This window comes from Streptococcus sp. SS-4456, assembly GCF_036680365.1.
Classification (GTDB): domain Bacteria; phylum Bacillota; class Bacilli; order Lactobacillales; family Streptococcaceae; genus Streptococcus.
The window spans coordinates 1-23,869 of record NZ_JAVIHI010000019.1 but is presented as its reverse complement, the minus strand read 5'-3'; the positions used below and the strand labels follow the sequence as shown (position 1 = coordinate 23,869).

Annotated in this window: 27 protein-coding genes and 1 pseudogene; 6 read left to right on the top strand and 22 right to left on the bottom strand. The window is 40.8% G+C overall.

Features of this window, described 5'->3' with window-relative positions:
- Positions 1-121 precede the first annotated feature (121 nt).
- A pseudogene (locus RFK25_RS06640) lies at positions 122-358 on the top strand (GNAT family N-acetyltransferase); the annotation flags it as partial.
- A 35-nt stretch (positions 359-393) separates the two neighbouring features.
- On the opposite strand, the gene RFK25_RS06635 reads toward RFK25_RS06640, so the two are convergent.
- The 4 genes from RFK25_RS06635 to RFK25_RS06620 all read right to left on the bottom strand — a co-directional run bounded on the left by RFK25_RS06635 (position 394) and on the right by RFK25_RS06620 (position 3,985).
- A complete protein-coding gene (locus RFK25_RS06635; RefSeq protein ID WP_332412476.1) occupies positions 394-1,059 on the bottom strand; it encodes a SatD family protein in 666 nt (221 codons plus the stop codon).
- 192 nt (positions 1,060-1,251) lie between these two features.
- Positions 1,252-2,826, bottom strand: coding sequence for a signal recognition particle protein (ffh, locus tag RFK25_RS06630; RefSeq protein ID WP_332412473.1), 1,575 nt, complete (start codon positions 2,824-2,826; stop codon positions 1,252-1,254).
- A 12-nt stretch (positions 2,827-2,838) separates the two neighbouring features.
- Positions 2,839-3,171 carry a putative DNA-binding protein gene (locus RFK25_RS06625; RefSeq protein WP_024378637.1) on the bottom strand — a complete coding sequence of 111 codons (333 nt, stop codon included), beginning with the start codon at positions 3,169-3,171 and terminating at the stop codon, positions 2,839-2,841.
- Positions 3,172-3,286: 115 nt separating this feature from the next.
- On the bottom strand, positions 3,287-3,985 hold the full coding sequence (locus tag RFK25_RS06620) for a GntR family transcriptional regulator (protein WP_332412470.1): 699 nt from the start codon (positions 3,983-3,985) through the stop codon (positions 3,287-3,289).
- 273 nt (positions 3,986-4,258) lie between these two features.
- Here RFK25_RS06620 and guaA point away from each other — a divergent pair, with 273 nt between their 5' ends.
- The 4 genes from guaA to RFK25_RS06600 all read left to right on the top strand — a co-directional run bounded on the left by guaA (position 4,259) and on the right by RFK25_RS06600 (position 7,467).
- The gene (guaA, locus tag RFK25_RS06615) at positions 4,259-5,809 is read left to right on the top strand and encodes a glutamine-hydrolyzing GMP synthase (protein WP_332412467.1); all 1,551 of its coding nucleotides are present in this window, start codon (positions 4,259-4,261) and stop codon (positions 5,807-5,809) included.
- 162 nt (positions 5,810-5,971) lie between these two features.
- A complete protein-coding gene (locus tag RFK25_RS06610; RefSeq protein WP_332412466.1) occupies positions 5,972-6,184 on the top strand; it encodes a hypothetical protein in 213 nt (70 codons plus the stop codon).
- A 111-nt stretch (positions 6,185-6,295) separates the two neighbouring features.
- Positions 6,296-7,153: a hypothetical protein gene (locus RFK25_RS06605; RefSeq protein WP_332412465.1), complete on the top strand. Its 858-nt coding sequence runs from the start codon at positions 6,296-6,298 to the stop codon at positions 7,151-7,153.
- 188 nt (positions 7,154-7,341) lie between these two features.
- A complete protein-coding gene (locus RFK25_RS06600; protein ID WP_332412463.1) occupies positions 7,342-7,467 on the top strand; it encodes a hypothetical protein in 126 nt (41 codons plus the stop codon).
- On the opposite strand, the gene RFK25_RS06595 is transcribed toward RFK25_RS06600, so the two are convergent.
- The 9 genes from RFK25_RS06595 to RFK25_RS06555 all read right to left on the bottom strand — a co-directional run bounded on the left by RFK25_RS06595 (position 7,464) and on the right by RFK25_RS06555 (position 15,503).
- Positions 7,464-8,234: a DUF6287 domain-containing protein gene (locus RFK25_RS06595; protein WP_332412460.1), complete on the bottom strand. Its 771-nt coding sequence runs from the start codon at positions 8,232-8,234 to the stop codon at positions 7,464-7,466. The genes RFK25_RS06600 and RFK25_RS06595 overlap by 4 nt on opposite strands.
- Before the next feature lie 9 nt (positions 8,235-8,243).
- A complete protein-coding gene (locus RFK25_RS06590) occupies positions 8,244-8,999 on the bottom strand; it encodes an SDR family NAD(P)-dependent oxidoreductase (protein ID WP_443035556.1) in 756 nt (251 codons plus the stop codon).
- 85 nt (positions 9,000-9,084) lie between these two features.
- Entirely contained in the window at positions 9,085-9,684 is a 600-nt protein-coding gene (locus RFK25_RS06585; protein ID WP_332412458.1) for a lysozyme family protein, read from the bottom strand.
- The gene (locus RFK25_RS06580) at positions 9,685-10,659 is read right to left on the bottom strand and encodes a nucleoid-associated protein (RefSeq protein ID WP_332412457.1); all 975 of its coding nucleotides are present in this window, start codon (positions 10,657-10,659) and stop codon (positions 9,685-9,687) included.
- Positions 10,659-11,918 carry a serine hydroxymethyltransferase gene (glyA, locus tag RFK25_RS06575; RefSeq protein WP_332412456.1) on the bottom strand — a complete coding sequence of 420 codons (1,260 nt, stop codon included), beginning with the start codon at positions 11,916-11,918 and terminating at the stop codon, positions 10,659-10,661. Before glyA ends, RFK25_RS06580 begins: the two co-directional genes overlap by 1 nt.
- 119 nt (positions 11,919-12,037) lie before the next feature.
- Positions 12,038-12,637 carry an L-threonylcarbamoyladenylate synthase gene (locus RFK25_RS06570; protein WP_332412455.1) on the bottom strand — a complete coding sequence of 200 codons (600 nt, stop codon included), beginning with the start codon at positions 12,635-12,637 and terminating at the stop codon, positions 12,038-12,040.
- Positions 12,624-13,457 (bottom strand): peptide chain release factor N(5)-glutamine methyltransferase, encoded by an 834-nt coding sequence (gene prmC / locus RFK25_RS06565; protein ID WP_332412453.1) that lies wholly within the window; start codon positions 13,455-13,457, stop codon positions 12,624-12,626. The genes RFK25_RS06570 and prmC overlap by 14 nt, the downstream gene beginning before the upstream one ends.
- A complete protein-coding gene (prfA, locus tag RFK25_RS06560) occupies positions 13,457-14,536 on the bottom strand; it encodes a peptide chain release factor 1 (RefSeq protein ID WP_029998270.1) in 1,080 nt (359 codons plus the stop codon). The genes prmC and prfA overlap by 1 nt, the downstream gene beginning before the upstream one ends.
- A 391-nt stretch (positions 14,537-14,927) precedes the next feature.
- Complete coding sequence (locus tag RFK25_RS06555; protein WP_332412452.1) at positions 14,928-15,503, bottom strand: thymidine kinase; 576 nt, start codon at positions 15,501-15,503, stop codon at positions 14,928-14,930.
- A gap of 422 nt (positions 15,504-15,925) precedes the next feature.
- On the opposite strand from RFK25_RS06555, the gene RFK25_RS06550 reads away from it, so the two are divergent.
- Positions 15,926-16,108 carry a 4-oxalocrotonate tautomerase gene (locus RFK25_RS06550; protein ID WP_024413156.1) on the top strand — a complete coding sequence of 61 codons (183 nt, stop codon included), beginning with the start codon at positions 15,926-15,928 and terminating at the stop codon, positions 16,106-16,108.
- A 168-nt stretch (positions 16,109-16,276) separates the two neighbouring features.
- On the opposite strand, the gene RFK25_RS06545 is transcribed toward RFK25_RS06550, so the two are convergent.
- The 9 genes from RFK25_RS06545 to RFK25_RS06505 all read right to left on the bottom strand — a co-directional run bounded on the left by RFK25_RS06545 (position 16,277) and on the right by RFK25_RS06505 (position 23,668).
- Positions 16,277-16,741 carry a hypothetical protein gene (locus tag RFK25_RS06545; protein ID WP_332412449.1) on the bottom strand — a complete coding sequence of 155 codons (465 nt, stop codon included), beginning with the start codon at positions 16,739-16,741 and terminating at the stop codon, positions 16,277-16,279.
- A gap of 96 nt (positions 16,742-16,837) precedes the next feature.
- The gene (gene lepA, locus RFK25_RS06540; protein ID WP_332412448.1) at positions 16,838-18,670 is read right to left on the bottom strand and encodes a translation elongation factor 4; all 1,833 of its coding nucleotides are present in this window, start codon (positions 18,668-18,670) and stop codon (positions 16,838-16,840) included.
- A gap of 94 nt (positions 18,671-18,764) precedes the next feature.
- On the bottom strand, positions 18,765-19,178 hold the full coding sequence (gene ndk, locus RFK25_RS06535; protein ID WP_332412447.1) for a nucleoside-diphosphate kinase: 414 nt from the start codon (positions 19,176-19,178) through the stop codon (positions 18,765-18,767).
- Positions 19,179-19,186: 8 nt separating this feature from the next.
- The gene (gene yihA / locus RFK25_RS06530; protein WP_332412445.1) at positions 19,187-19,774 is read right to left on the bottom strand and encodes a ribosome biogenesis GTP-binding protein YihA/YsxC; all 588 of its coding nucleotides are present in this window, start codon (positions 19,772-19,774) and stop codon (positions 19,187-19,189) included.
- A 61-nt stretch (positions 19,775-19,835) separates the two neighbouring features.
- Complete coding sequence (gene clpX / locus RFK25_RS06525) at positions 19,836-21,062, bottom strand: ATP-dependent Clp protease ATP-binding subunit ClpX (protein WP_332412444.1); 1,227 nt, start codon at positions 21,060-21,062, stop codon at positions 19,836-19,838.
- A 197-nt stretch (positions 21,063-21,259) separates the two neighbouring features.
- Positions 21,260-21,772 (bottom strand): dihydrofolate reductase, encoded by a 513-nt coding sequence (locus RFK25_RS06520; RefSeq protein ID WP_332412442.1) that lies wholly within the window; start codon positions 21,770-21,772, stop codon positions 21,260-21,262.
- Positions 21,773-22,198: 426 nt separating this feature from the next.
- Positions 22,199-23,038: a thymidylate synthase gene (locus RFK25_RS06515; RefSeq protein ID WP_332412441.1), complete on the bottom strand. Its 840-nt coding sequence runs from the start codon at positions 23,036-23,038 to the stop codon at positions 22,199-22,201.
- 52 nt (positions 23,039-23,090) lie between these two features.
- The gene (locus tag RFK25_RS06510; RefSeq protein WP_332412439.1) at positions 23,091-23,393 is read right to left on the bottom strand and encodes a hypothetical protein; all 303 of its coding nucleotides are present in this window, start codon (positions 23,391-23,393) and stop codon (positions 23,091-23,093) included.
- 65 nt (positions 23,394-23,458) lie between these two features.
- Positions 23,459-23,668: a hypothetical protein gene (locus RFK25_RS06505; RefSeq protein WP_332412437.1), complete on the bottom strand. Its 210-nt coding sequence runs from the start codon at positions 23,666-23,668 to the stop codon at positions 23,459-23,461.
- Positions 23,669-23,869: the final 201 nt, after the last annotated feature.

Sequence of the window (23,869 nt, the reverse complement as noted above, 5' to 3'; positions counted from 1 at the left end):
ATACGAAAGGAGGTTTTATGCTTGATTTTGTTCCTATTAACCCTGATAATTGGAGAATTCCTTTATCAGTTTCGCCTGACCAAGCTGAGTCGATCTAGTTTTATACCATGATTTCCCTGAACGACAAGCCTATCTCATCTCTGAATTCTTCATTGATGCCGACTTCCAGCGACAAGGTTTGGGTCGTCAGGCTATGACACAGTTACTGGAAAAATTCCGCTCAGAAAGAAAATTTTCAGCTGTTCAGCTTTGCATTTTATCCCAAAACACCCCAGCCAAAGCCTTGTATCAATCGCTTGGCTTTGTTGAAACGGGCGAATATGATGAAGATGAAATTGTATTGCGATTAGAATTCTGAAAAAAAATTACACAATATAAATTATGTAAACATATTCAACTTCTTTGACTGAGCTGCAGGATTAAATCCATAGCTATTTTTCGATTTCGGAAATAAAGTTTTATTCCACTTGATTTTAAGCGTTTAGTAAAGGCGCTTTGACTGAGTTTCATTTTCTCAGCAATTGGCTTTTGCTTAAATTCTTCATGATAGATTTTTTTGGAGATTAAGTTCACAAACAGATCCGTTTGTGAACTATTCCAAGTAGCTTTGATAAAATCACTTGAAGTAAGTAAAGGATTGATGACACGGTCGATTTGCTTGTATTCAGAAGAAAAAGCAACTAGGCTACTACCATAATCATCCTTATCTTGAATGAACTTTATCGCTTTTTGCGCTTCCCAATAAGCAGGTCCATCCACTCCAATGCTTTGTTTGGGGTCGATGGCGGTCAAAATTTTCCCCAGTCCAATTCCAAATTTTATTTCTAGCTGATCACGAAAAGCCAGTTGAATTTGGTCAATCATCAAAAAAATATGAGGGTTAGGTTTGCATAGGGCTTGAAATTCATCTCCCTTTGTAAGGGTAAATGGCGATGCCAAGTTCTGGGAAAAAGAATAATTGATACTATGCAGCTGCTGTTTTAGACCTTCTATAGTGTTTGAACGCTGGGAAACCTGTTTTGAGTGGATAATATTTCCTATTATTGCGATATAATTCATGACTTGTCCTTTGTTTATCGTTATTTTTCCATTTTAACGGACATCACGGAAAATGTCTAGTATGAGGGACTTTTTTAAAACTTTCCTCTATAACGGAAATTCAAAATGCAAAATAGAGCTCTTTTCTACCATCCTACTCCTATTTTCTATTGCTACAACTTAACCACTTAGAAAAAAAGTAAAAAGAAGAGATTATTTTCTCTTCTTTTTAGCTTTCTTGATTTTATTGGCTTGGCGTTTCATGGCTTGTTTCATGGCAAACTCACCAATTTTACCTTTCAAACCGCCTCCAAACATTTGGGACATATCTGGCATACCAGCTCCTCCCATCAGTTGGCTCATATCAGGCATTCCTGCACCGCCCATCATGTCTTCAAGAGCAGACATATCCATACCATTCATATTTGGCATATTCTTTGGAAGATTATTTGGGTTAATACCCATTTGCTTCATCATCTTGCTCATATCGCCAGACATGACACCTTGCATCATGATCTTCGCTTGGTTGAAATCCTTGATAAATTTATTGACTTCGACAAAGCTATTTCCTGAACCGTTAGCAATACGACGGCGACGGCTCGGTGTCAACAAATCAGGATTTTCTCGTTCGGCTGGTGTCATAGAAGATACGATAGCTCGTTTTCTTGCAATTTCACGCTCGTCAACTTTCAAGTTGGCAAGGGCTGGGTTACCAGCCATACCTGGAATCATCTTCAGCAGGTCTTCCATTGGTCCCATATTCTGAACTTGGTCCAGCTGATCAATGAAATCGTTGAAATCAAAGGTATTCTCACGCATTTTTTCAGCGAGTTCCAATGATTTCTTCTCATCGTATTCTTTGCTGGCTTTTTCAATCAAGGTCAGCATGTCACCCATGCCCAGAATACGCGAGGACATACGGTCCGGGTGGAAGGTTTCAATATCTGTGATTTTTTCACCAGTACCGGTGAATTTGATTGGCTGACCAGTAATGTGACGGACAGACAAGGCTGCACCACCACGTGTATCACCGTCAATCTTGGTCAAAATCACACCAGTAATAGCCAGTTGATCATTGAACTCACGCGCAACGTTGGCAGCTTCCTGACCAATCATAGCATCGACGACCAAGAGGATTTCGTTTGGCTGAGCAAACTCTTTGATTTCTCTCAATTCGGCCATGAGGGCTTGGTCAATCTGCAAACGACCGGCCGTATCAATCAAGACATAGTCATTATGATTGGCTTTGGCTTGCTCCAGCCCTTGACGAACGATTTCCAGTGCAGGGACTTGATTACCCAACTCGAATACAGGTACATCAATTTGTTGTCCAAGGGTTTTCAACTGGTCAATGGCAGCTGGACGGTAAATATCGGCAGCAATCAAGAGTGGACGAGCATTTTCTTCCTGTTTGAGTTTGTTGGCCAACTTACCTGTGAAGGTCGTTTTACCAGCACCCTGCAAACCAGCCATCATGATAATGGTTGGAATTTTTGGTGACTTGATAATGTCAGACGTTTCAGACCCTAATACAGCCGTCAATTCTTCATCAACGATTTTGATAATTTGTTGAGCGGGGTTCAGGGTTTCAATGACTTCATGACCGATAGCACGTTCACGCACCTTCTTGATAAAGTCTTTTACAACAGGCAAGGCAACGTCAGCTTCTAGTAAGGCCAGACGAATTTCCTTGGTTGCTTCCTGAATATCACTCTCAGAAATTTTTCCTTTACGACGCAGATTTTTAAAAACATTCTGTAAACGTTCTGTTAAGCTTTCAAAAGCCATATACTTCTCCTCTTACTCTCTATTATCAATACTGGTTAGAATAGCGATTTTTTCCTTCAAATAAGCATCTTCTGGATACTTAGTGAGTATTTCATCGAAAATCTGACTACGCACCACATAGTCAGAATACATATGCAGCTTCATCTCATAATCTTCCAGCAATTTTTCTGTTCGTTTAATATTGTCATATACCGCTTGACGGCTAACTTGAAATTCCTCAGCAATCTCAGCCAAGCTATAATCATCTGCATAATATAGCTCAATGTAGTTCATTTGCTTATCTGTCAGCAAGGCTGCATAGAATTCAAACAAGGCGTTCATTCGGTTGGTTTTTTCAATTTCCATAAGCTTTATTATATCAAAAATTCCGTCTTAAATAAATAGAAACATCTGCTTCCGTATTTAGAAAACAGATGTGTTTACATAATTTATGTTATGTTGCAAAAATAGGAAAACATAGCTAATTATTCTCCAGATAAAACTCGAAGCGTTCACCAACATACTGGCTATTGACATACTCAAAGGCTTGTCCGTCTTCCAGATAAGAAACCTGTCTTAAAGCTAGAATAGCTTGATTTTTCGAAATTTCTAAATATTTGGCAACCTTCTCATTAGCCAGTCTAGCAAAAATGGTTTGTTTACTTGTTCCAATCCGGTAGCCATTATCGATAAGGGTTTTGAAGAAATGGTTGGTTACCTCTTCCTTGGGTACGTTCTTAATCAAGCGTTCGGGAATGCTGGCTACCTCATAGACAACAGGGACATTATCAGCATAGCGAACCCGCTCCATCCGAATAACGTATTCCCCCTTACCTAAAGCAAGTTGCTCAACTTCTTTCTCATTTGGTTTGGTACGAATATAGGACAATAACTGACTGCTCGGCATTTTCCCTTGGAGTTGTACCAATTCAGTAAAAGAGGTTGTTCCACGCATCTTTTCTTGGACCCGAGTGCTTGCCACATAGGTTCCTGAACCTACCTTACGTTGAAGTACCCCTTCTTCGACCAGCAGGGTAATGCCCTGGCGCAAGGTCATCCGTGAAACGCCAAACTCGTCAGCCAAATCGCGCTCACTGGGTAAGCGTTGTCCTACTGCCCAAACTCCCTTGTCAATCTGTTCTTTTAATTTATCATGAATGGTAATATATGTTGCTTTCATCTGATTAGCCTTTCTTACTCCTAGTTTATCAAAATATCCGAAATTTGACCAATATAGACCGATTTTTATCTGCAAAAACTTTCTAGACAAACAATCATCAGAATTTACCTATAACAAAATCAGTAAAAAACAGAAAAATACGAACGCTGTTTTTTCAAAAATCTACCATAGTTTGCAAAACAGATATTTAACAAATATAGTTTGGAAAATGTTCGTTTTTATGATAAAATAAGTAACAGTATTTGAATTATTTTCAAAACGAAAGGGAAAAACATGACAAAACAAGATGTCCAAAAAATTATTGTATTGGATTATGGTAGCCAGTACAATCAGCTCATCTCACGCCGCATTCGTGAGTTTGGTGTCTTTTCTGAATTGAAAAATCACAAGATTACTGCTGAAGAAGTTCGTGCCATCAATCCGATTGGTATCGTTCTCTCTGGTGGTCCAAACTCTGTCTACGCTGAAAATGCCTTTGATATTGACCCAGAAGTCTTTGAATTAGGAATTCCTGTCTTGGGAATTTGCTACGGTATGCAGTTGATTACGCATAAATTGGGTGGTAAGGTACTACCTGCTGGCGAAGCTGGAAACCGTGAATATGGTCAATCAAATCTCCAATTGAAAGCTGAATCATCCTTATTTGCAAACACACCTGAAGAGCAATTGGTTCTGATGAGCCATGGTGATGCCGTAACGGAAATCCCTGAAGGTTTCCACTTGGTTGGTCTATCTGCTGACTGTCCTTTTGCCGCTATTGAAAACACTGAACGCCGAATCTACGGTATCCAATTCCACCCAGAAGTTCGTCATTCGGTATATGGCAATGACATTTTGAAAAACTTTGCTTTTGGTATCTGTGGAGCTAAGGGCGACTGGACAATGGAAAACTTCATCGAGACTGAAATCGAGAAAATCCGCCAAACAGTTGGCGACAAGAAAGTTCTTCTTGGTCTTTCAGGCGGTGTTGACTCATCTGTTGTCGGTGTCCTTCTCCAACGCGCTATCGGTGACCAATTGACCTGTATTTTCGTTGACCACGGTCTTCTTCGTAAAAACGAAGGCGATCAGGTAATGGAGATGTTGGGTGGCAAGTTCGGTCTCAATATTATTCGCGTTGATGCTGCTAAACGTTTCCTAGACCTCCTTGCTGGCGTATCTGACCCTGAGAAAAAACGTAAAATCATCGGTAATGAATTTGTTTACGTCTTTGACGATGAAGCTAGCAAGTTGACCGATGTGGAATTCTTGGCTCAAGGAACGCTTTATACGGATATCATCGAGTCTGGTACGGACACAGCTGAAACCATCAAGTCCCACCACAACGTTGGCGGTCTGCCAGAAGATATGCAGTTCAAGCTGATTGAGCCACTCAATACTCTCTTCAAGGATGAAGTTCGTGCTCTTGGTACTGCTCTTGGTATGCCTGATGAAGTTGTGTGGCGTCAGCCTTTCCCTGGACCAGGTCTTGCCATTCGTGTCATGGGTGAGATTACCGAGGAAAAACTCCAGACTGTTCGTGAATCCGACGCTATCTTGCGAGAAGAAATCGCTAAAGCTGGGCTTGACCGCGATGTTTGGCAGTATTTTACGGTCAATACTGGCGTTCGCTCCGTAGGAGTTATGGGAGATGGTCGCACCTACGACTACACCATTGCCATTCGTGCTATCACTTCTGTCGATGGTATGACAGCTGACTTTGCCAAACTTCCGTGGGAAGTCCTACAGAAAATCTCCGTCCGCATCGTAAACGAAGTCGATCACGTCAACCGCATCGTCTATGACATCACCAGCAAACCACCAGCAACAGTTGAGTGGGAGTAAAACAGTCTGGGGATAGACTGTTTTACCTGTTGCTATGAAGAAAGAATAACTACAACCCGTAGAAAGCTAATTTTCTACGGGTTTCTTGTAACAAAAAAACTTCCAATTTCCACTTGCTTCAATCATTATTATTTAAAACTTTATACAGTCGTACTGCATTTATTGTCCAATGTAATAGCTAGACCAGACATTGCCGCCTATGACCATCTTTACCAAAATAATCTTAGTCTGCGACTAATGAAGGTTATTTTCGGTATTCCTTTGATTTGCTACGCAGTCAAAAATCCACAAGAGTATGAAAAGAACAGATCCATGTTTGACCTGCAAATCTTTGAAGGGTTTGAACCCAATGCACTGAGCAAGAGTCAGAAATAATCTACTGTCCATCCCCTACTCTCCTTTCGTTGGGATGGACTTTACAGCTTTTTGTTTAACAAATTAAACTTTTGTCTGGATTTGAAATATATTTTTTGCTATACTAATCATATGAAAACTATGACACTTGGAAAATTGCTCGCATTACCCCATTTTCATCATTTTTATAACCTACCTATTAGTGAAAATTGGGAAGGACCCGAAAATTATATCGTTGTTTTTGAGCAGGAGGGTCAAGCAGTGTTTGTTGATTTGAATAGTGAAGTTGGTCACACTCACGAGGCACGTTTTGCTAGTCATTTTCATAAAGACAATCTTTTGGTTGGTTTGGGGGCTGTTCCTGTCAGCACCTGGCCTACTTGCCAAATCCTTACCATAGAGAAAAATAGCAATCAGAGGGGAATTGCCCTTGCTAACTTAGTTGAACATTACGGACACCTATCTGTTTTTAAGGAAATAGCAGAGCAGTATCGACTACGTGAACGTTCAACGATTTATGACCCCTACCGTTATTCCTATACCATTGATGAGAAGAAAATTGACAAGACCAGTCAATTAAATCTGGTCCCCCGTAAAGAATACGAAAAAATTAGAGATTTTCATCCCTTTTTACAGACAAATAGGGGAAATGTTTATGCTGTACCTTGTTACTACAAGGACAATAAAAGAAATCGAGAAACAAAAATCTATATCATGGGCTGGTATTTTTACGAGAAACAGTTAAAAATATCCTGGAAACCATCTCATTCCAGAAAAAGTCGATGGCGTTCCTCAATAGTTTCGGTAGATAAGCTGTCTGAACGCTACTTTTTCCAGGGAGAACTTTATAAGAAAGGCTCCTTTCCCATTTTCTTGGATAATCTCATCATACAAAACAAAAGCTACCAAAAACGGTTAGACACAGAATTCGCCGCCTTCCTCAGTATCATCGAAAAACAAAAGCAAGCAGCCAAATTGCGCATAAAATAAGGGAGTGGGAAAGAACTCGACTAGTCAAAAAAGAGTTCGTCAACAAGTCCTTATTTCCAGTTGTTGAGCTGAAACAGTCTATCCCCAGACTGTTTCACTCCCACCCCCGCACAGCTCAAAAGGTTCAGTGAACCTTTTGAGGTTGAAAATAGAGCGAACTTTGTTCGCAACAGTCGTAATGGTCAGATTTGGAGTGTGAAACACGAACAAATCTGCCAATCAACCACTGCGCTGAGATGTTGACACGAACTCTGAGAAGTGTCTTTGGACTTTATGCCCAGCCTTATGATGCCAAGATGTGTACCTATCCCTAGGGTTGATAGACAATCTGATAATTTGCATTAAGAATCACACCGTTTTGATAGACAGAATAGTGAGTGTTGTCATTGCCTTCTAAGACATTATATGGAATGGTTTCCGTCCGTGTATAATTCCCTTCTATTACTCGCCAATTATTCTCACCAAGAATAGAATTAGCATATTCGATGGTCTTTGGACCACTTTCTAGTTGAATACCAGTTTCTGTATTCTTGAGAGGATCTATACCCTCGCTAGACGTATTGCTGACACGGTAAAAGGCATCCACATCCAGTTCTGCCTCTCCAACCTTAGTCAAAATACGATCCCGTGTTGTATCGGTTGGATCAGCCCCAGCTGAATAAAGGGACTGGCTGAGGGTAGTATCCTTAGGGACCATCATTAAACTAACTTCACCGATATCATTATCAATGTAGCCCATTTCAAAAATTCCCTCAGTGATTTTTCCACGTCCTAATAAATTTTGACTGTCTGCAACCAAGCCCTTGATATTGAATACCAAGCTTTCTCCACGACTATTCTGCCATTTTCCAATGATGCTATCATAGTTCCCTTGCATAAGTGAATCAATATCCATGGAAAGAATGGTGGCAACTTCTGCCGAGCTTGAAGGAGCGGTCACACCACTGCTCGAAGAACTGGATACACTTGTCGTTGAACTGGTAGAAGAACTAGAACTTGCTTGATTTTTATCAGGACTACATGCAAAAAGAGTTGACAAAGTCAAAATACTTACTAAAATTAGGCTATAATTCTTTTTCATGTTGTCCTCCTATTCTCTATGGATGGTGAAGCCAGTGGCCTGCTTAGTAGCCATAATGGTCATATCTGAAATCTGAACGTGCTGAGGCTGATTGGCTACAAATAGGGTACAATTTGCAATATCTTCAGCCTGTAAGGCATCAATCCCTTGATAAACTCCTGCTGCCCTTCTCTTGTCACCATGGAAACGAACCTGACTAAAGTCAGTTTCAACAATACCTGGTTGCAGGGTTGTGACCTTGATATTTTTATCGATTGTATCAATCCGAATGCCATCAGATAGGACCTTAACCGCTGATTTTGTAGCAGCATAGACCGCTGCGCCAGCATAGGCATAAATCCCAGCAGTAGAGCCAATATTGATAATATGGCCTTGGTTATATTTGACCATATGTGGCATTATCTGACGTGTAACAGTTAACAAGCCCTTTATATTGGTATCGATCATGGTCATCATATCGGTTAAGTCATAGTCTTGAAATTTATCCAAGCCCAAGGCTAGACCTGCATTGTTCACCAAGATATGAACCTGGCCCACTTCTTGCAGTATCTTTTGACAAGAAGCAATAACTTGGTCGTTTTCTCTAACATCAAAAGAGTAAACGTAAACCTGCACCCCGTATTTTTCTTCAATATCACATTTGATGTCATCTAATTTATCTTTTCTGCGGCCAGTAATAATGACATTATCACCGTTCTTAGCGAAAGCGTAGGCGATGGCTTTTCCAATGCCACTGGTTGCACCAGTAACCATGCAATTTCTCATATCAATCATTCCTCATTCTGTCTATACAATCATTATATCATTTTTTAGCAGGAAAATAAAAACAACCCAGAAATTTTCTCGATTGTTAAAAGATATTCATCAAACGCATCAGGTGCATATTAAAGCGAACCTGTCTGGCGTAGTAAATATTTCCACCATTTACATAGAGTTTGCCACCGTGGAGGAGGGCAATTGGATGATAATAGGTATAGGTTTCTCCACTTGTATTTCCAAGACTAGGAGCTACTACTGTTTTTGAATATTCTTCGGCTAGAGCTAGGGTATGGTCGCCACCGTTTTCTGCCACAAAATCAATATAGGCAGGTCCAAAATTGTAGGCTTGGACAGCAGTCCAGATCTCAACTCCTTTTTCCTCTGCTAAGCGTAAATTTTCTGATAAATAGACTATTCCTTGGCGGATACTTTCCTTACTATCAGTAATGGTATTTGTATAGCCTGTTGCAGATTCACTGGACTGCATAACATCCGCTTCTCTCCCCTTAGTTTCTATGTAAATCATTGCCAAGACAAGTTCTTCATTGGCCCTGGTATCGTTCTCTGCTAGAACTTCTTGAACCATAGCCTGATAGGTCATAACTTGCTTGACATTCTGATAGGTCTGGAAGGTTTTTACTAGTAGAAAAGCAAGGGCGATAAGGCTAGTCGCTCTTATTAGTTTTTTCATTTATTTGCTCTTTATGTCTTCGATATTTTTGATTAGAATGGAATAAGTTCCATTATCATTTTGGATAAACTCTACAGATTCAGCGTCTTGATAGACGGCATTAGGAACAATCAACTCAATACCATTTGAGAGCGAGAGTTTCTGGTTCTCAAATTTTTTCAATTGCCGACTGCTATCAATCTCATCGAAGGAAATCTTTTCTGGAATAACTTCTTTTAATTGATCAACAAAATTCAAACGAGCAGTCAAATTGTTATCAAAAAGCTGGTCTGCTAATTTTTCTGGAGATAGCTCATTGTCCTCTTCCAAATGGTTGAAAATAGCAGACTTGACCTTGGATTGAAATTGAAAATCTCCTTGGTGAAAATTATCAGCAATCTTTTGTGCGGTCTGTTCTACTGCTTTGATTGATTTTTTTGCAGAAATGGCTGGCGTTACCTGCAAGAGATTATCAGAAAAGTAATGGAGAAAGGCTCCATTATGCTTAATTCTTTTTTCAATCAAATAATACTTGCGCGTCTGTAAATTGATAACTAGGGCTTCATCTGGCGTAGAGCCTGCTCCTGGTAGATTGTTTTGGGTGATTTTAAGAGGACTGTCACTTTCTGAACCAACGTGGGCCAGGTTTTCACGCAGGGCAATTCTCAGAAAGGCAAAATGCTCCACACCATTTCTCTCAAACTCGATGAAGATAAGGTCATTGGTCTTGAGATTTTCCGAGATAGAAAATTCTTCTTTCCATAGATCAGCAATCTTGATAGAATTGGTCAGTAAATCCTCTTTTAAATAATCAAGAAAAGGACTATCTGGCTCAAACTGTCCGGTTTTGGCTTCATCAGAAAACACACGCTCGATTTTCTTGCGCAAGTATTCTTCAATTTTGGGACTGACAGTCAAAAGCTGGTCGGCAAGGACCAGCTCTGTGTCATCAGGACTAAATTGATGTATAATAGCTTTTTTTACAAATATATCCATTATAAACCTTCGTAAAGTGGGAATTGTTCTGTCAAAGCACGGACTTCTTGACGGACTTCTTCAAGAACTGCTTCGTTTTCAGCATTTTCAAGTGCTTTGATAGTCAATTGAGCAACCTTACGTGCTTCTTCTACCCCAAAACCACGGGCAGTAATGGCTGCAGAACCGATACGGATACCGCTGGTCTTAAATGGTGAGAGTTTTTCGTAAGGGATTGAGTTTTTATTTAGGGTGATATTTACTTCATCTAGGAGATGTTGAGCAACCTTTCCGTTTTCAACGACTTTGGTCACATCAACTAAGAAGAGATGGTTGTCTGTACCGCCTGTAATCACCTTGAAATTTGGATTTGCAAGGAAGACTTCTGCCATAGCCTTGCTGTTGTCAATAATTTTTTGAGCGTAATCTTTAAAGGCTGGGTCTAAGACTTCTTTGAAGGAAACAGCTTTCGCAGCAATAACATGCTCAAGCGGACCACCTTGGATACCAGGGAAGATGGCAGAATTGATTTTCTTGATAAGAGCTTCATCATTAGTCAAAATCAAGCCACCACGAGGTCCACGGAGGGTTTTGTGGGTTGTAGTCGTTGTGATATGAGCGTGAGGAACTGGGTTTGGATGGAGGCCAGCTGCTACAAGACCAGCGATATGGGCCATATCCACCATCAATTTAGCACCAACTGCATCTGCGATTTCACGGAATTTTGCAAAATCAATGGTACGAGCATAGGCTGAAGCACCTGCTACAATCAGTTTAGGCTGCACTTCTTTTGCCTGCTCTAAAATAGCATCATAGTCAAGCAAACCAGTTTCTTCGTCAACGTTGTAAGCCACAAAGTTATAGGTTTGTCCTGAGAAGCTTACTGCAGCACCGTGGGTTAAGTGACCACCGGCTGACAGGTCCATACCCATGACAGTATCACCTGGCTCGATCAAGGCCATGTAAGCTGCGCAATTGGCTTGGCTACCTGAGTGTGGCTGAACATTGGCATACTGGGCACCAAAGATTTCTTTTGCACGTTCAATGGCAAGGCTTTCGATAACGTCGACGCATTCCGTACCGCCATAGTAACGACGACCTGGGTAACCTTCAGCGTATTTGTTAGTCAGAATAGAACCTTGGGCAGCCATAACAGCTTTTGAAACGACGTTTTCAGATGCAATCAATTCGATATTGTTCTGTTGGCGTTTTTCTTCAGCCTGAATAGCTTCCCAAACTTCTGTATCAAATTCTTTGTAGTCTACTTTGTCAAAAATCATTTACGGTACTCCTTTATAAGTGCTTGATAAAACAATAGTGCAGTTTGTCAGATTTATATCCCAAATGCTCGTAAAAACACCGTGCTTGCTGCAGTTTCAGTATAATGCGACTAAATTAACTATTCAAATTCTATCTCAGGTACTTCTTTCATGATAGTTTCACGACTAATCGCTCCCTGGCGTAAAATTCGTGCTTTTGGTCCAGAAAGGTCCAAGATAGTAGAATCAATGCCCGTTAAGGCATTGTCATCAGCCACTCCTTCTAATTTTTCGGAGAATTGTGACAGGATCTTTGTAAACTCCGTACCACTTTCCTGTCCAGAAACATTGGCTGACGGTCCGATTAGAGGACCGGTTTCCGCAATTAAACGTAGCGTTTTTTCATGATTTGGTAGACGAAATCCAACGGAATCCAGGCCTGAATTAACCCAAAAAGGAACATTTTTGTTCGCTTTTAGGATGATTGTTAGGGGGCCTGGCATGAATCTATTATACAGTTTTTCCAGAAAATAGGGTGGATTTTGACTGAAAAAATAGATATCGTTCAAGTTTGATACATTTAAGTTCATGGCCTTATCTCTCGGACGCTGTTTCAACTGATAGACACGATTGACTGCATCTTCATTCAAGGCTTGGGCAAAAAGCCCATAGACTGTCTCAGTCGGCAAAACAACGGCACCACCACTCTCGAGAATTGTTCGGAGTTTATCCAATGTCATCTGCCACGACCTTTCTATCCTGACCAAACTGGTCTTTAAGGACTCGGATTCGTTTTTTGGGAAAATGCAGAGCGAGTAAGTCGGTTAAGGCCTGCCCTTGCTTGTAGCCAATTTCAAAGTAGAGTTTTCCATTTTCCTTCAAAAATGTCCCTGCCTGTTCCGCAATTTGTCGATAGATGGCCAGCCCATCTTCTTCTGCGAACAGAGCTAAATGTGGTTCCGATGCTAAAACATTGGCTCCAACTTCGTCCTTGTCGTCTGGTGAGATATAAGGTGGATTGGAAACAATGATATCAAATTGACCTGTCACAGCTTGCAAGACATCCGACTGTATGAATTGAACAGAAACTTGATTGTTTCGAGAATTTTCCTGAGCTACTTCTAAGGCATCTTCTGAGATATCTACTGCTACCACTTCCCAATCAGGTCTAGCTTTTGCAAGGGAAATAGCTATGGCACCGCTTCCTGTACCGATGTCTAAGATACGCAAACCTGCTCCGCTATTTTCCTGCAAAATCAAGTCAACTAATTCTTCCGTTTCTGGTCTTGGAATTAAAACCCGCTCGTCCACTGCAAACTCTAAGTCGTGAAAATCAGCCTTGCCGATTATGTATTGGGCAGGTCGGTGTTGGGAAAGTTGCTGAAAAATTGCGTCAATCTCTTTTTTGTCAGTCGGTGTGACTTCCTGACGGAGCAGGAGGAGAAATTCTGTAAAGTTCAATCCCTTTAAGCCACGAAAGGTGAAGGACAGGGACTCTGCCTCTTCACCAATTGCGACTAATTGTTCTTCGTATGCTGCAAATAATTGAGCGTAATTCATTATTTGTTAAGCTCTTCTAGTTTTTGCGTTTGATCGTAGAGAACAAGGGCATCGACGACTTCGTCCATCTTACCTGACAAGATAGTATCCAGCTTTTGCAAGGTCAAGCCGATACGGTGGTCTGTCACACGGTTTTGTGGGAAGTTGTAAGTACGGATACGCTCTGAACGGTCACCAGTACCGATGGTAGATTTACGCTCTGCATCCTGCTCATCTTGGGCAATTTGTGCAAAGTGGTCAGCTACACGGGCACGGATAATCTTCATAGCTTTTTCACGGTTTTTCTGCTGGGTCCGTTCTTCCTGCATTTCTACCTTGATATTGGTTGGCAAGTGAACGATACGTACGGCAGTCGCAACCTTGTTGACGTTCTGTCCACCAGCACCAGATGCATGGTAAATGTCGACACGAAGATCTTTTGGATCAATGTCATATTCCACTTCTTCAACTTCTGGCATTATAAGAACGGTTGCTGTTGAGGTGTGGACACGACCTTGGCTTTCTGTCACAGGGACACGTTGGACACGGTGAGCTCCTGATTCATACTTGAGTTTTGAATATACGGATTGACCAGAGACCATGGCAACCACTTCCTTGATACCGCCGACACCATTATAAGAAGCCTCCATGACTTCAAAACGCCAGCCTTGACCTTCTGCATACTTTTGGTACATGGTCAAGAGGTCACCTGCAAAGAGGGCAGCTTCATCACCACCTGCTGCACCACGGATTTCCAAGATGATGTTTTTGTCATCGTTAGGGTCTTTTGGTAAAAGAAGGATTTTCAGCTTTTCTTCGTAAGCCTCTTTATCAGCCTTAGCTTGTTTGAGTTCTTCCTTAGCCATTTCTTCCAAATCAGCATCGCCAGAAGATTCCTTAATCATCTCTTCTGCATCGATAATATTTTGAAGGACAACCTTGTATTCACGGTAGGCTGTTACTGTATCACGAGTTGCCGCTTCTTCCTTAGACAACTCCATAAAACGCTTGGTATCGCTAACCACGTCAGGGTCAGATAACAATTCACCAAGTTCCTCGTAGCGGTCTTCCACCGCCTGTAATTGATCATAGATGTTCATAATTTTAAGATATTAAGGGCCTTAAACGAACAAAGCAAAAATAGGAGTTTTGACGAAGGACGAAAGCGTCCTAGGAAAAACTATCTTTTTTGCACGTTTCGTAGCCCGAATTCAATTCCTTTCTAAATATTTGACCGAACACACTTCCAGTTAACTTGTAGGGCGTGTTCAGTTCTATTAAGATATTAACGCCGTTAAGCGACTCAAAGGAAATTAGGAATTCTGACATGGAAACTTTGGTTTCTAGGAAGAATTATCTATTTCCACAGAGTCGTAGGCGTATTCAGTTTTATTCGCGTTGTCACAGGACTCAGCTTGAACAGGCACAGTACCTAGCCCGTTTTCGGTTTTTCAAAAATCGTACCTTCAGCCCTCGATTTAGAAACTTGGGTTACAATTCAATCTCAGGTGAAAAATAATGTTTGCGGCAAACTGGAATATACGTTTCGTTTCCACCGATTTGAATTTGAGCGCCTTCATAGGTTGGTTTACCGTCTTGCGTTCGCAAAACCATGGTGGCTTTCTTAGAACAGTATTGACAGATTGTTTTAATCTCATCCAATTTGTCAGCCAAAAGCAATAAGTGTTTAGAGCCTTCAAAGAGTTCATTGCGGAAATCATTTTTCAGACCAAAGGCCATAACTGGAACATCCAATTCATCTACCACTCGTGCTAAGTCATAGACATGATGACGGCGGAGAAATTGCGCTTCATCAATCAAGACACAATAGGGACGTGGCTCCATCTTTTCGATATAGCCAAAAATATACATCTCATCGTCAATGGCCACAGCCTCTCTTCTCATACCGATACGGCTAGAAACAACGCCAAAGGCATCACGAGTGTCCAAGGCAGAGGTCATAATGACAACAGGCTTGCCTTGCTCTTCATAGTTATGGGCTACTTTAAGAATTTCAATGGTTTTGCCTGAATTCATCGTCCCATATTTATAGTATAATTGAGCCACTTTTCTCTTTCCAATCTTAAAATTTCACTCTTTCCATTTTATCATAATTTGACCATTTAGGAAATAGAAAAACAAGCTCGAATTGAGCTTGTTTGTTATTAGGACCAAGGTAATGATAAGAAATTTCCGACACACTCAAAAATAATTTTAGCAACTTTTGGTTTCCACTTGGATAGCTTGGCACATCCATAGATTAAGCTGAAGAAGGAGAATGAGATCAATAATGGGCCTTGCCATATACTTTGGGCAAAAACAGACTCGCAAGTAGGAATGAAAAAATCATACGATAAACATAGTTCATAAGTCAACACCTCCTATGTACCTGTAGAATAGCACAAAATGTAAGTGGTGTTAATTACTTACTTATAGAAAGAAGGTAAAATTTATGCTATACTGTAACTAGCAAAATAAAGGAGAAACATATGCCATTTGTACGTATTGATTTATTTGAAGGACGCACGGAAGAACAAAAAATTGCCCTTGCGCGTGAAGTGACCGAGGTGGTATCACGCAATACCAATGCCCCTAAAGAGGCCATTCACGTCTTTATAAATGACATGAAAGAAGGAACTTACTTCCCACACGGCGAAATGAAGCGTAAATAAGAGAAACATTCTTGCACATTGATATACTTTCCTATAGTGGACATTGAAATAATAAAAGATTAAACAACGGCCTTGTCCCTCGTTCAATGAGGGGCAAGGCCATTGTTGTGTTCTTGAAAACGTTCATTTTTTGTTGATAACCAACTGTCTTTACTCCAATTCGAAATCTTACCTCTTTGTGATAAAAACTGATTCGACTTCTTCTTTTACCTTAGTTATATGTTTTTTCTGTGCAACTCGTTTTAGACTAAAGTAAATTTTGTCGACCAATTCTTTTCTTGTCTCTAATCTGGTTTTCATGATTGTTTCTAAAAAATCAATTTCCTTTTCAATTTTTGCTTCCCAAACATTGAAAAGTGGAAAAAAGACAGTAAATATGGACCAAAGAATTAGAAAAGTTAGTAGTTTTTGTTGCCAAGTTGCTTCACTTGCAGATAAACCTATGAAAGAAAGTAATCCCCCAAAGAGAATTCCGGCACAACAACCACAACCAGTTTCTTGACGGTAAGCTTTTTTAAAAATTTTTAAACGCTTTTTTTGAAAATAATCATGCTCTTCCTGTGTCAATTCTCGAAGCAAGTTATCTCTTCTTTTCTTTTTTTCTCTCTTTTCTTTAGCGCTATAGTAGCTCATAACTAGCTCCTGTTAAACAATTCATCTATACTTATTTCGATAATGAAATTATCTCTTGAAAAGATAATTTCATATATAAATCGATTCTTTTGTAAGTCACTTCTTCTCATCCTCATCCATTGACAGTACGCTGAGGAAGGCCTCCTGAGGTACTTCGACAGATCCGATGGCTTTCATCCGTTTTTTACCAGCTTTTTGCTTTTCTAGGAGTTTGCGTTTACGGGAAACGTCACCACCATAACACTTGGCCAAAACGTTCTTCCGAAGAGCCTTGATGTCGCTACGGGCAACGATTTTCTGACCGATAGCTGCTTGTATTGGTACCTCAAACTGTTGACGTGGAATAATTTTCTTGAGCTTATCCACGATAATTTTTCCACGTTCGTAGGCAAATTCCTTGTGGACGATAAAGCTGAGAGCATCTACCTTGTCACCATTGAGGAGAATGTCCATTTTCACCAACTTGGATGAGCGGTATTCCGAAATCTCATAGTCAAAGCTGGCATAGCCACGGGTAGAAGACTTGAGTTTGTCAAAGAAGTCAAAGACAATCTCCGCAAGTGGAATTTGGTAGATGATATTGACACGATTATCATCGATATAATCCATAGTCACGAAGTCACCACGCTTGCGTTGAGCCAATTCCATGACTGCACCAACATACTCCTGCGGTACCATGATTTGTGCTTTAACGTAAGGCTCCTCAATATTGGCAATCTTAGTTGGGTCTGGGAACTCTGACGGATTGGCTACATCAATAGACTCTCCGTCTGTCATATTGACATGGTAAACTACCGACGGAGCTGTCATGATCAGGTCAATGTTAAACTCACGCTCAATTCGTTCTTGGATAACATCCATGTGCAAGAGTCCCAAGAATCCACATCGGAAACCAAAGCCAAGGGCCTGCGATGTTTCAGGTTCGAACTGCAAGCTGGCATCGTTTAGCTGGAGTTTTTCTAAAGCTTCACGCAAGTCATTATACTTATTGGAATCAATCGGATAGATACCTGCAAAGACCATTGGGTTCATCTGCTTGTAACCAGCTAGCGGCTCGCTGGCAGGATTTTCAGCCAAGGTCACCGTATCACCGACACGGGTATCTGCAACTGTCTTGATAGAGGCAGCAATGTAACCAACATCACCAGTCGCCAAATAATCACGCCCCATTGCTTTTGGTGTGAAAATCCCCACTTCCGTCACATCGAAAGTCTTGCCATTGCTCATCATCTGAATGGTGTCACCAGGTTTTACCACACCATTGACGATACGAACTTGCAGGATAACTCCACGGTAAGGATCGTAGACAGAGTCAAATATCAAGGCTTGAAGCGGTGCAGCGACATCACCAGTCGGTGCTGGAACTTTCTCCACGATTTGCTCCAAGATTTCCTCGATACCAATACCAGCCTTAGCCGATGTCGGTACTGCTTCTGAGGCATCCAATCCAATCACATCTTCGATTTCCTGACGGACACGTTCTGGGTCTGCTGCTGGTAAGTCTATCTTGTTGATGATTGGTAGGATTTCCAAATCATTGTCCAAGGCCAGATAAACGTTAGCCAAGGTCTGTGCTTCAATCCCTTGAGCCGCATCCACCACCAAGATTGCACCTTCACAGGCAGCTAGAGATCGCGAAACTTCATAGGTAAAGTCCACGTGTCCTGGCGTGTCAATCAAATGGAAAATGTAGGTTTCCCCATCTTTAGCCTTGTAATTGAGCTGAACAGCGTTTAACTTAATGGTAATCCCACGCTCACGCTCCAAGTCCATGCTGTCGAGCAACTGGGCCTGCATTTCCCGACTGGAAACTGTTTCTGTTTTTTCAAGAATACGGTCAGCCAGAGTTGATTTTCCATGGTCAATATGGGCAATAATGGAGAAGTTACGAATTTTCTCCTGTCGTTTTTTCAAATCTTCTAAATTCATGTTTCTTCCTCTACAAGGGTAATACTCCTCATTATATCAGATTTAGTGATAATTTTCCATAAGAAAAACACCTAGTAACTAGGTGTCTGCTCTGCTATTTTCCCAGCCAAAGACCGATCTCGCGTTCGGCTGCTTCAAGACTGTCTGAGCCATGAACAACATTGGCCACAATTCCTTCAATAGGCGCTGTCGCGAAGTCACCACGAATGGTTCCAGGTAAGGCATTGACCGGATTTGTTGCCCCCATCATATCACGCCAAGACCTGATAACCTCTGGCCCTTCTATTATTCCAGCGATAATTGGTCCGCTGGTCATGTAGTCAACTAATAGCGGAAAAAAAGGCTTGTCTGTTAAATGATCATAATGTTGACTAATTAGCTCTTCGGTTGCCGTAAGCATTTTTAAATCACGAATAACAAATCCACGACGCTCTATTCTGCTGAGGACTTGCCCAACAAGTCCACGCTGAACAGCATCTGGCTTAATGATAATGAAGGTTTGTTCCATTTTCGCTCCTAAATCTCACTCAGGATAGCATCCCAAGCCTGGTTATAACCATGGCGGGTTTCGGATGAAAAGACGACAAACTGGTCATTTTTATCGAAATCCAATTTCTTTTTGATAATGGATTCATGCTTGTTCCATTTACCACGTGGAATTTTATCTGCCTTGGTCGCAACGATGATGACTGGAATTTCATAGTATTTTAAAAACTCATACATTTGAACATCGTCAGCCGATGGCTCATGGCGCATATCAACCAAACTAACGACCACGCGTAAATTATCGCGACTGGTCAAGTATTCTTCAATCATTTTGCCCCATTTTGCTCGCTCAGTCTTGGAAACCTTGGCATAGCCATAGCCTGGCACATCGACGAAACGAATTTTGTCATCGATATTGTAAAAGTTTAACTGTTGGGTCTTACCTGGTTTTCCTGAAGTGCGGGCCAGATTTTTTCTTCCGAGCAAGGTATTGATGAAGGAAGATTTTCCGACATTTGATCGGCCAGCCAGGGCGATTTCTGGGATATCGTCATCAGGGTATTGGGCCTTTGAAACTGCACTCAGCAGAATTTCAGCATTGTGTGTATTGATTTCCATTCTTTACCTCTCATAAATAAGGGGGAGAAAGCTAATTGCTTATCACCCCTAATGATCATTTTTAGGCAGTTTCTAACAATGGCTTTTCCTTGCCATCTACTGCTGCTTTTGTCACTCGCACACGTTTGACTTCATCTTGACTTGGAACTTCAAACATAACGTCCAACATGGTTTCTTCGATAATGGAACGTAGCCCACGAGCACCAGTCTTACGTTCAATTGCTTTTTCGGCAATGGCTAATAGGGCGTCCTCGTCGAAATCTAATTCCACATCATCATAAGACAAGAGAGTTTGGTATTGTTTAACCAGAGCATTCTTAGGTTCTGTCAGAATGCGCACCAAGTCCTCGGTTGTTAATTGGTCTAAAGCCGCAAATACAGGCAAGCGACCAATCAATTCTGGAATGATACCAAATTTTTGAATATCATCAGCAATGATGTGTTGCATGTAAGAATCTTTTTCATCAATAGCACGATTGTTTTGACCGAAACCGATGATTTTCTCACCTAGACGTTGCTTGACAATTTCCTCAATCCCGTCAAAAGCACCACCTACGATGAATAAAATGTTTTTGGTATCCACATGGATCATTTCTTGGTTAGGATGCTTGCGTCCGCCTTGTGGTGGCACGCTGGCAACTGTTCCCTCAATGATTTTCAAGAGAGCCTGTTGGACACCTTCACCCGAAACATCGCGGGTAATGGACACATTTTCACCTTTTTTGGCAATTTTATCAATTTCATCCACATAGATAATCCCTCGTTCTACCCGGTCAATGTTAAAATCTGCCGCCTGCAAAAGCTTGAGGAGAATATTTTCTACATCCTCACCGACATAACCCGCCTCTGTCAAGGCAGTTGCATCCGCAATGGCGAATGGTACATTCAGACTTTTAGCCAAGGTTTGAGCCAGGAAGGTCTTACCAGAACCAGTTGGACCAATCATAAGGATGTTTGATTTTTGCAAATCAACATCGCTTTCATCACGGTTATCTTGGAAATTTATCCGCTTGTAGTGGTTGTAGACTGCTACTGCCAAGGCGCGTTTAGCACGGTCCTGTCCGATAACATAATTGTTTAAAATATTGAGTAATTCCTGTGGCTTTGGAGTGTCAGCCAGGTCAGTCAATACTTCTTCTGCCAATTCTTCGCGAATAATTTCCTGAGCCAGCTCCACACATTCATTACAGATGAACACATTGTTTCCGGCGATAATTTTTTTAACTTCTTCTTGATTTTTCCCGCAAAATGAGCAATAAATTAACTCATGGTTATGCTTAACAGCCATTTATCTCCTCTTTCATATCTCTTATCTAAACAAAAATCCATATACAGCATGGATGCTATTGACTAAATTGGTAAAAGCGTTCAATAGAAACAAAATCGCTAAACCAAATCTTTTCTTTTTAAAGGCTTGAATTGCACAAAGAACACAGATTCCACATAGAAATGCTGTAAACAAACCGAATAAACTTCTCTCCATGCCTATTTCTCTCTTCTTTTATAGTTTTTTATGATGAAATCAACTGGATTGGCTTCATCTTTTGGACGAAATTGTTCACTTTGTAACTGGAAATCTCCCATTGGAAAAACTTCTGGAAAGAAAATATCACCGTCAAATTGCCCGTGAATATGTGTTACAATCAATTCTTCGATGTAGGGTGCAAAAGCAGTGAAAATTTGACCACCACCAAGTACAAATAGAGTTCCTTCTTGTTGATGGTACCAGTCTAGAACAGCTTCTACATTGTGTAAGACTGTGACTCGGTCGCTCTCTACCTGATAGGTTTTATCGGTCGTCAAAACAATTGTGTGACGATTAGGAAGAGCACGCTTACCCATGCCATCAAAAGTCACACGCCCCATTACAATAGTATGACCAGTGGTCGTTTCTTTAAAATGAGCCATGTCTGCAGGTAAAGACCATGGAAGTCTATCCCCTTTTCCAATCAAACCATCTTCATCTTGTGCCCAAATTGCAACTATCTTCTTTGTCATTTTCTCTCACTTTCCGTCCTATCATTCTATCAAAAATTCATAAAAAATGCACTTACCAAGTAGGTCTAGTGCAAATTTTTATCATGCTGAAACTATCACCGACTCCTCAGAGATAGGGGAGATTCCGAGATTTGTAGAATGTGAATCTAGTGGGGACTGGAAAGCCCCCTCATCTTAAATCGCTAAATCAAACTTCAGTTGCGGTTTAACTGGCTTCGAAAGTCTGAGTATAGACTGTTGAAGGTTGGAAGTGAAACAGTTCGGGGAACTGTTTCAGCCCGAGCCTAAAAATAAAGAAGCGAGGTAAAAGAACGAAGTTCTTCACTGCTAATCCAGTTAAATTGCTAAATCGAATTTGAATTGCTCAAACTGTCTGGGAGACAGTTTGAGGTTGGAGATATAGGCTGTTGGAAAACAGCCTACAACTTAAATAGCAAGATCAAACTTCAATTGAGGTTTAACCGGTTCATAGTACACCAACTCAAAATCTTCTGCCCGAATATCAAAGAAATTGGTGCCGTCTGGAACATTAAGGACCAAACGTGGCTCAACTTCAGATGGTGTGCGACGGAGCAATTCTTCAGCTTGTTCAAACTGATTGTCATAGATGTGAAGATTGTTGATGAAATAGAAAAACTTCCCTACCTTCCAACCAAAATGCTTGGCAATCATCATTTGTAATGCAACATACTGCATAGCGTTGATATGATGGGCTACCAACATATCATTTGACCGTTGAGTTAGAGTTGCATCCAGATAAATCTCCCCATCTACTCGCCGAACGTCAAACATAGTTTGAAAGGCACATGGCAAGAGACCAGCGGATTGGTCAAAGGCTTCATAATCCCATAAGGAAATCACATTGCGGCGATTCCATGGATTTTCTTCCAATTGCTTGAGAATTTTTGAAATGATGTCGTGTTTTTTCACAATGGCACCATAACGTTCTCCGATGGTCCCTGTTCCCTCAACTTCCCAGTCATTCCAATACTGGACGCCGTATTTTTCCTGCAAGACAGACAGATCATTGGTCTGGTCTTGGTAAATCCAGAGAATTTCCTTGATGGCTGATTTAATTGGAATTGGTCTTAGTGTGGTAATAGGAAACTCCCCCTTGGCCAAATCATACTCTGCAAAGGCACCAGTAATATACTTGGAATTAGCAACGTTTCCATCCTTGTAACGTGGGCGAGCATTTTCTGAAAAAACGCCCTCTTCCATAATCTTACGAATGTTTTCTTTAAAAATACTATCTGCTTTCGTCATGGTCTTAGTATAGCAAATTCTAGCAAAAAACTCCAGTTTAGCACCGGAGTTCTCATTTGAAAAAGAATGAATAAAAATCAAGGTGGAACAAACCAGATAGGGCAGTTATTAGGCTGAACAGTATAAAATACAAAGCAACCAAGATAACACTCAACAATATCTGCCGAACATTTTTAGTGTAAATAGCCGTTGGTAAGCTAGCTAGACCGAAAAAGGGAATGATGAAAAATGTTAGTTTGAAATTCAGATTTACAATATCAAACAATTGACCTACTGGTAAAAATTGCATGACGATGAGAAAAGTTGCAAGGCTGTACAAGACTAGATTTAACCGTTTTAATAGTGTCACGTTCATGAGAAACTCCTTCTAGGGACCAAAGAAAACATAGCCCAGTCCAAATATCAAGGGGAAGGAAATAATCAATAGAATACTGGTAATGCCCGTCCAAAGCTTTTATAGTAAATCGACAAGATGAGAATCAATGACCCTAGCAAAGGCAAAATCTTCATGGTCGCCACGTTTCCCCAACTAGACGGGAAGAACCAGTCTCGAATCCAGTAATCAAGGAAAAAGGCAGATAGCAAAATCAATAGACCAAGAATAGTCAGATAATTCGTTACTTTTTTCATGGACCAACACTCCTTTCTTCACTATTATTGTACGCTTTCTCACCACCTTTTTCAATATATGTATATAAAGAAATTGTGACAGCGGATTAAAAAAAGCAGAGTCCCCTCTGCTCAGACTGAAGACAAAGTCCTTAGAATTTATTTTCTAAGGGCTTTTCTTCGTATTTAGGAGTATAATATAATAAAAAGGACTTGTGAGGT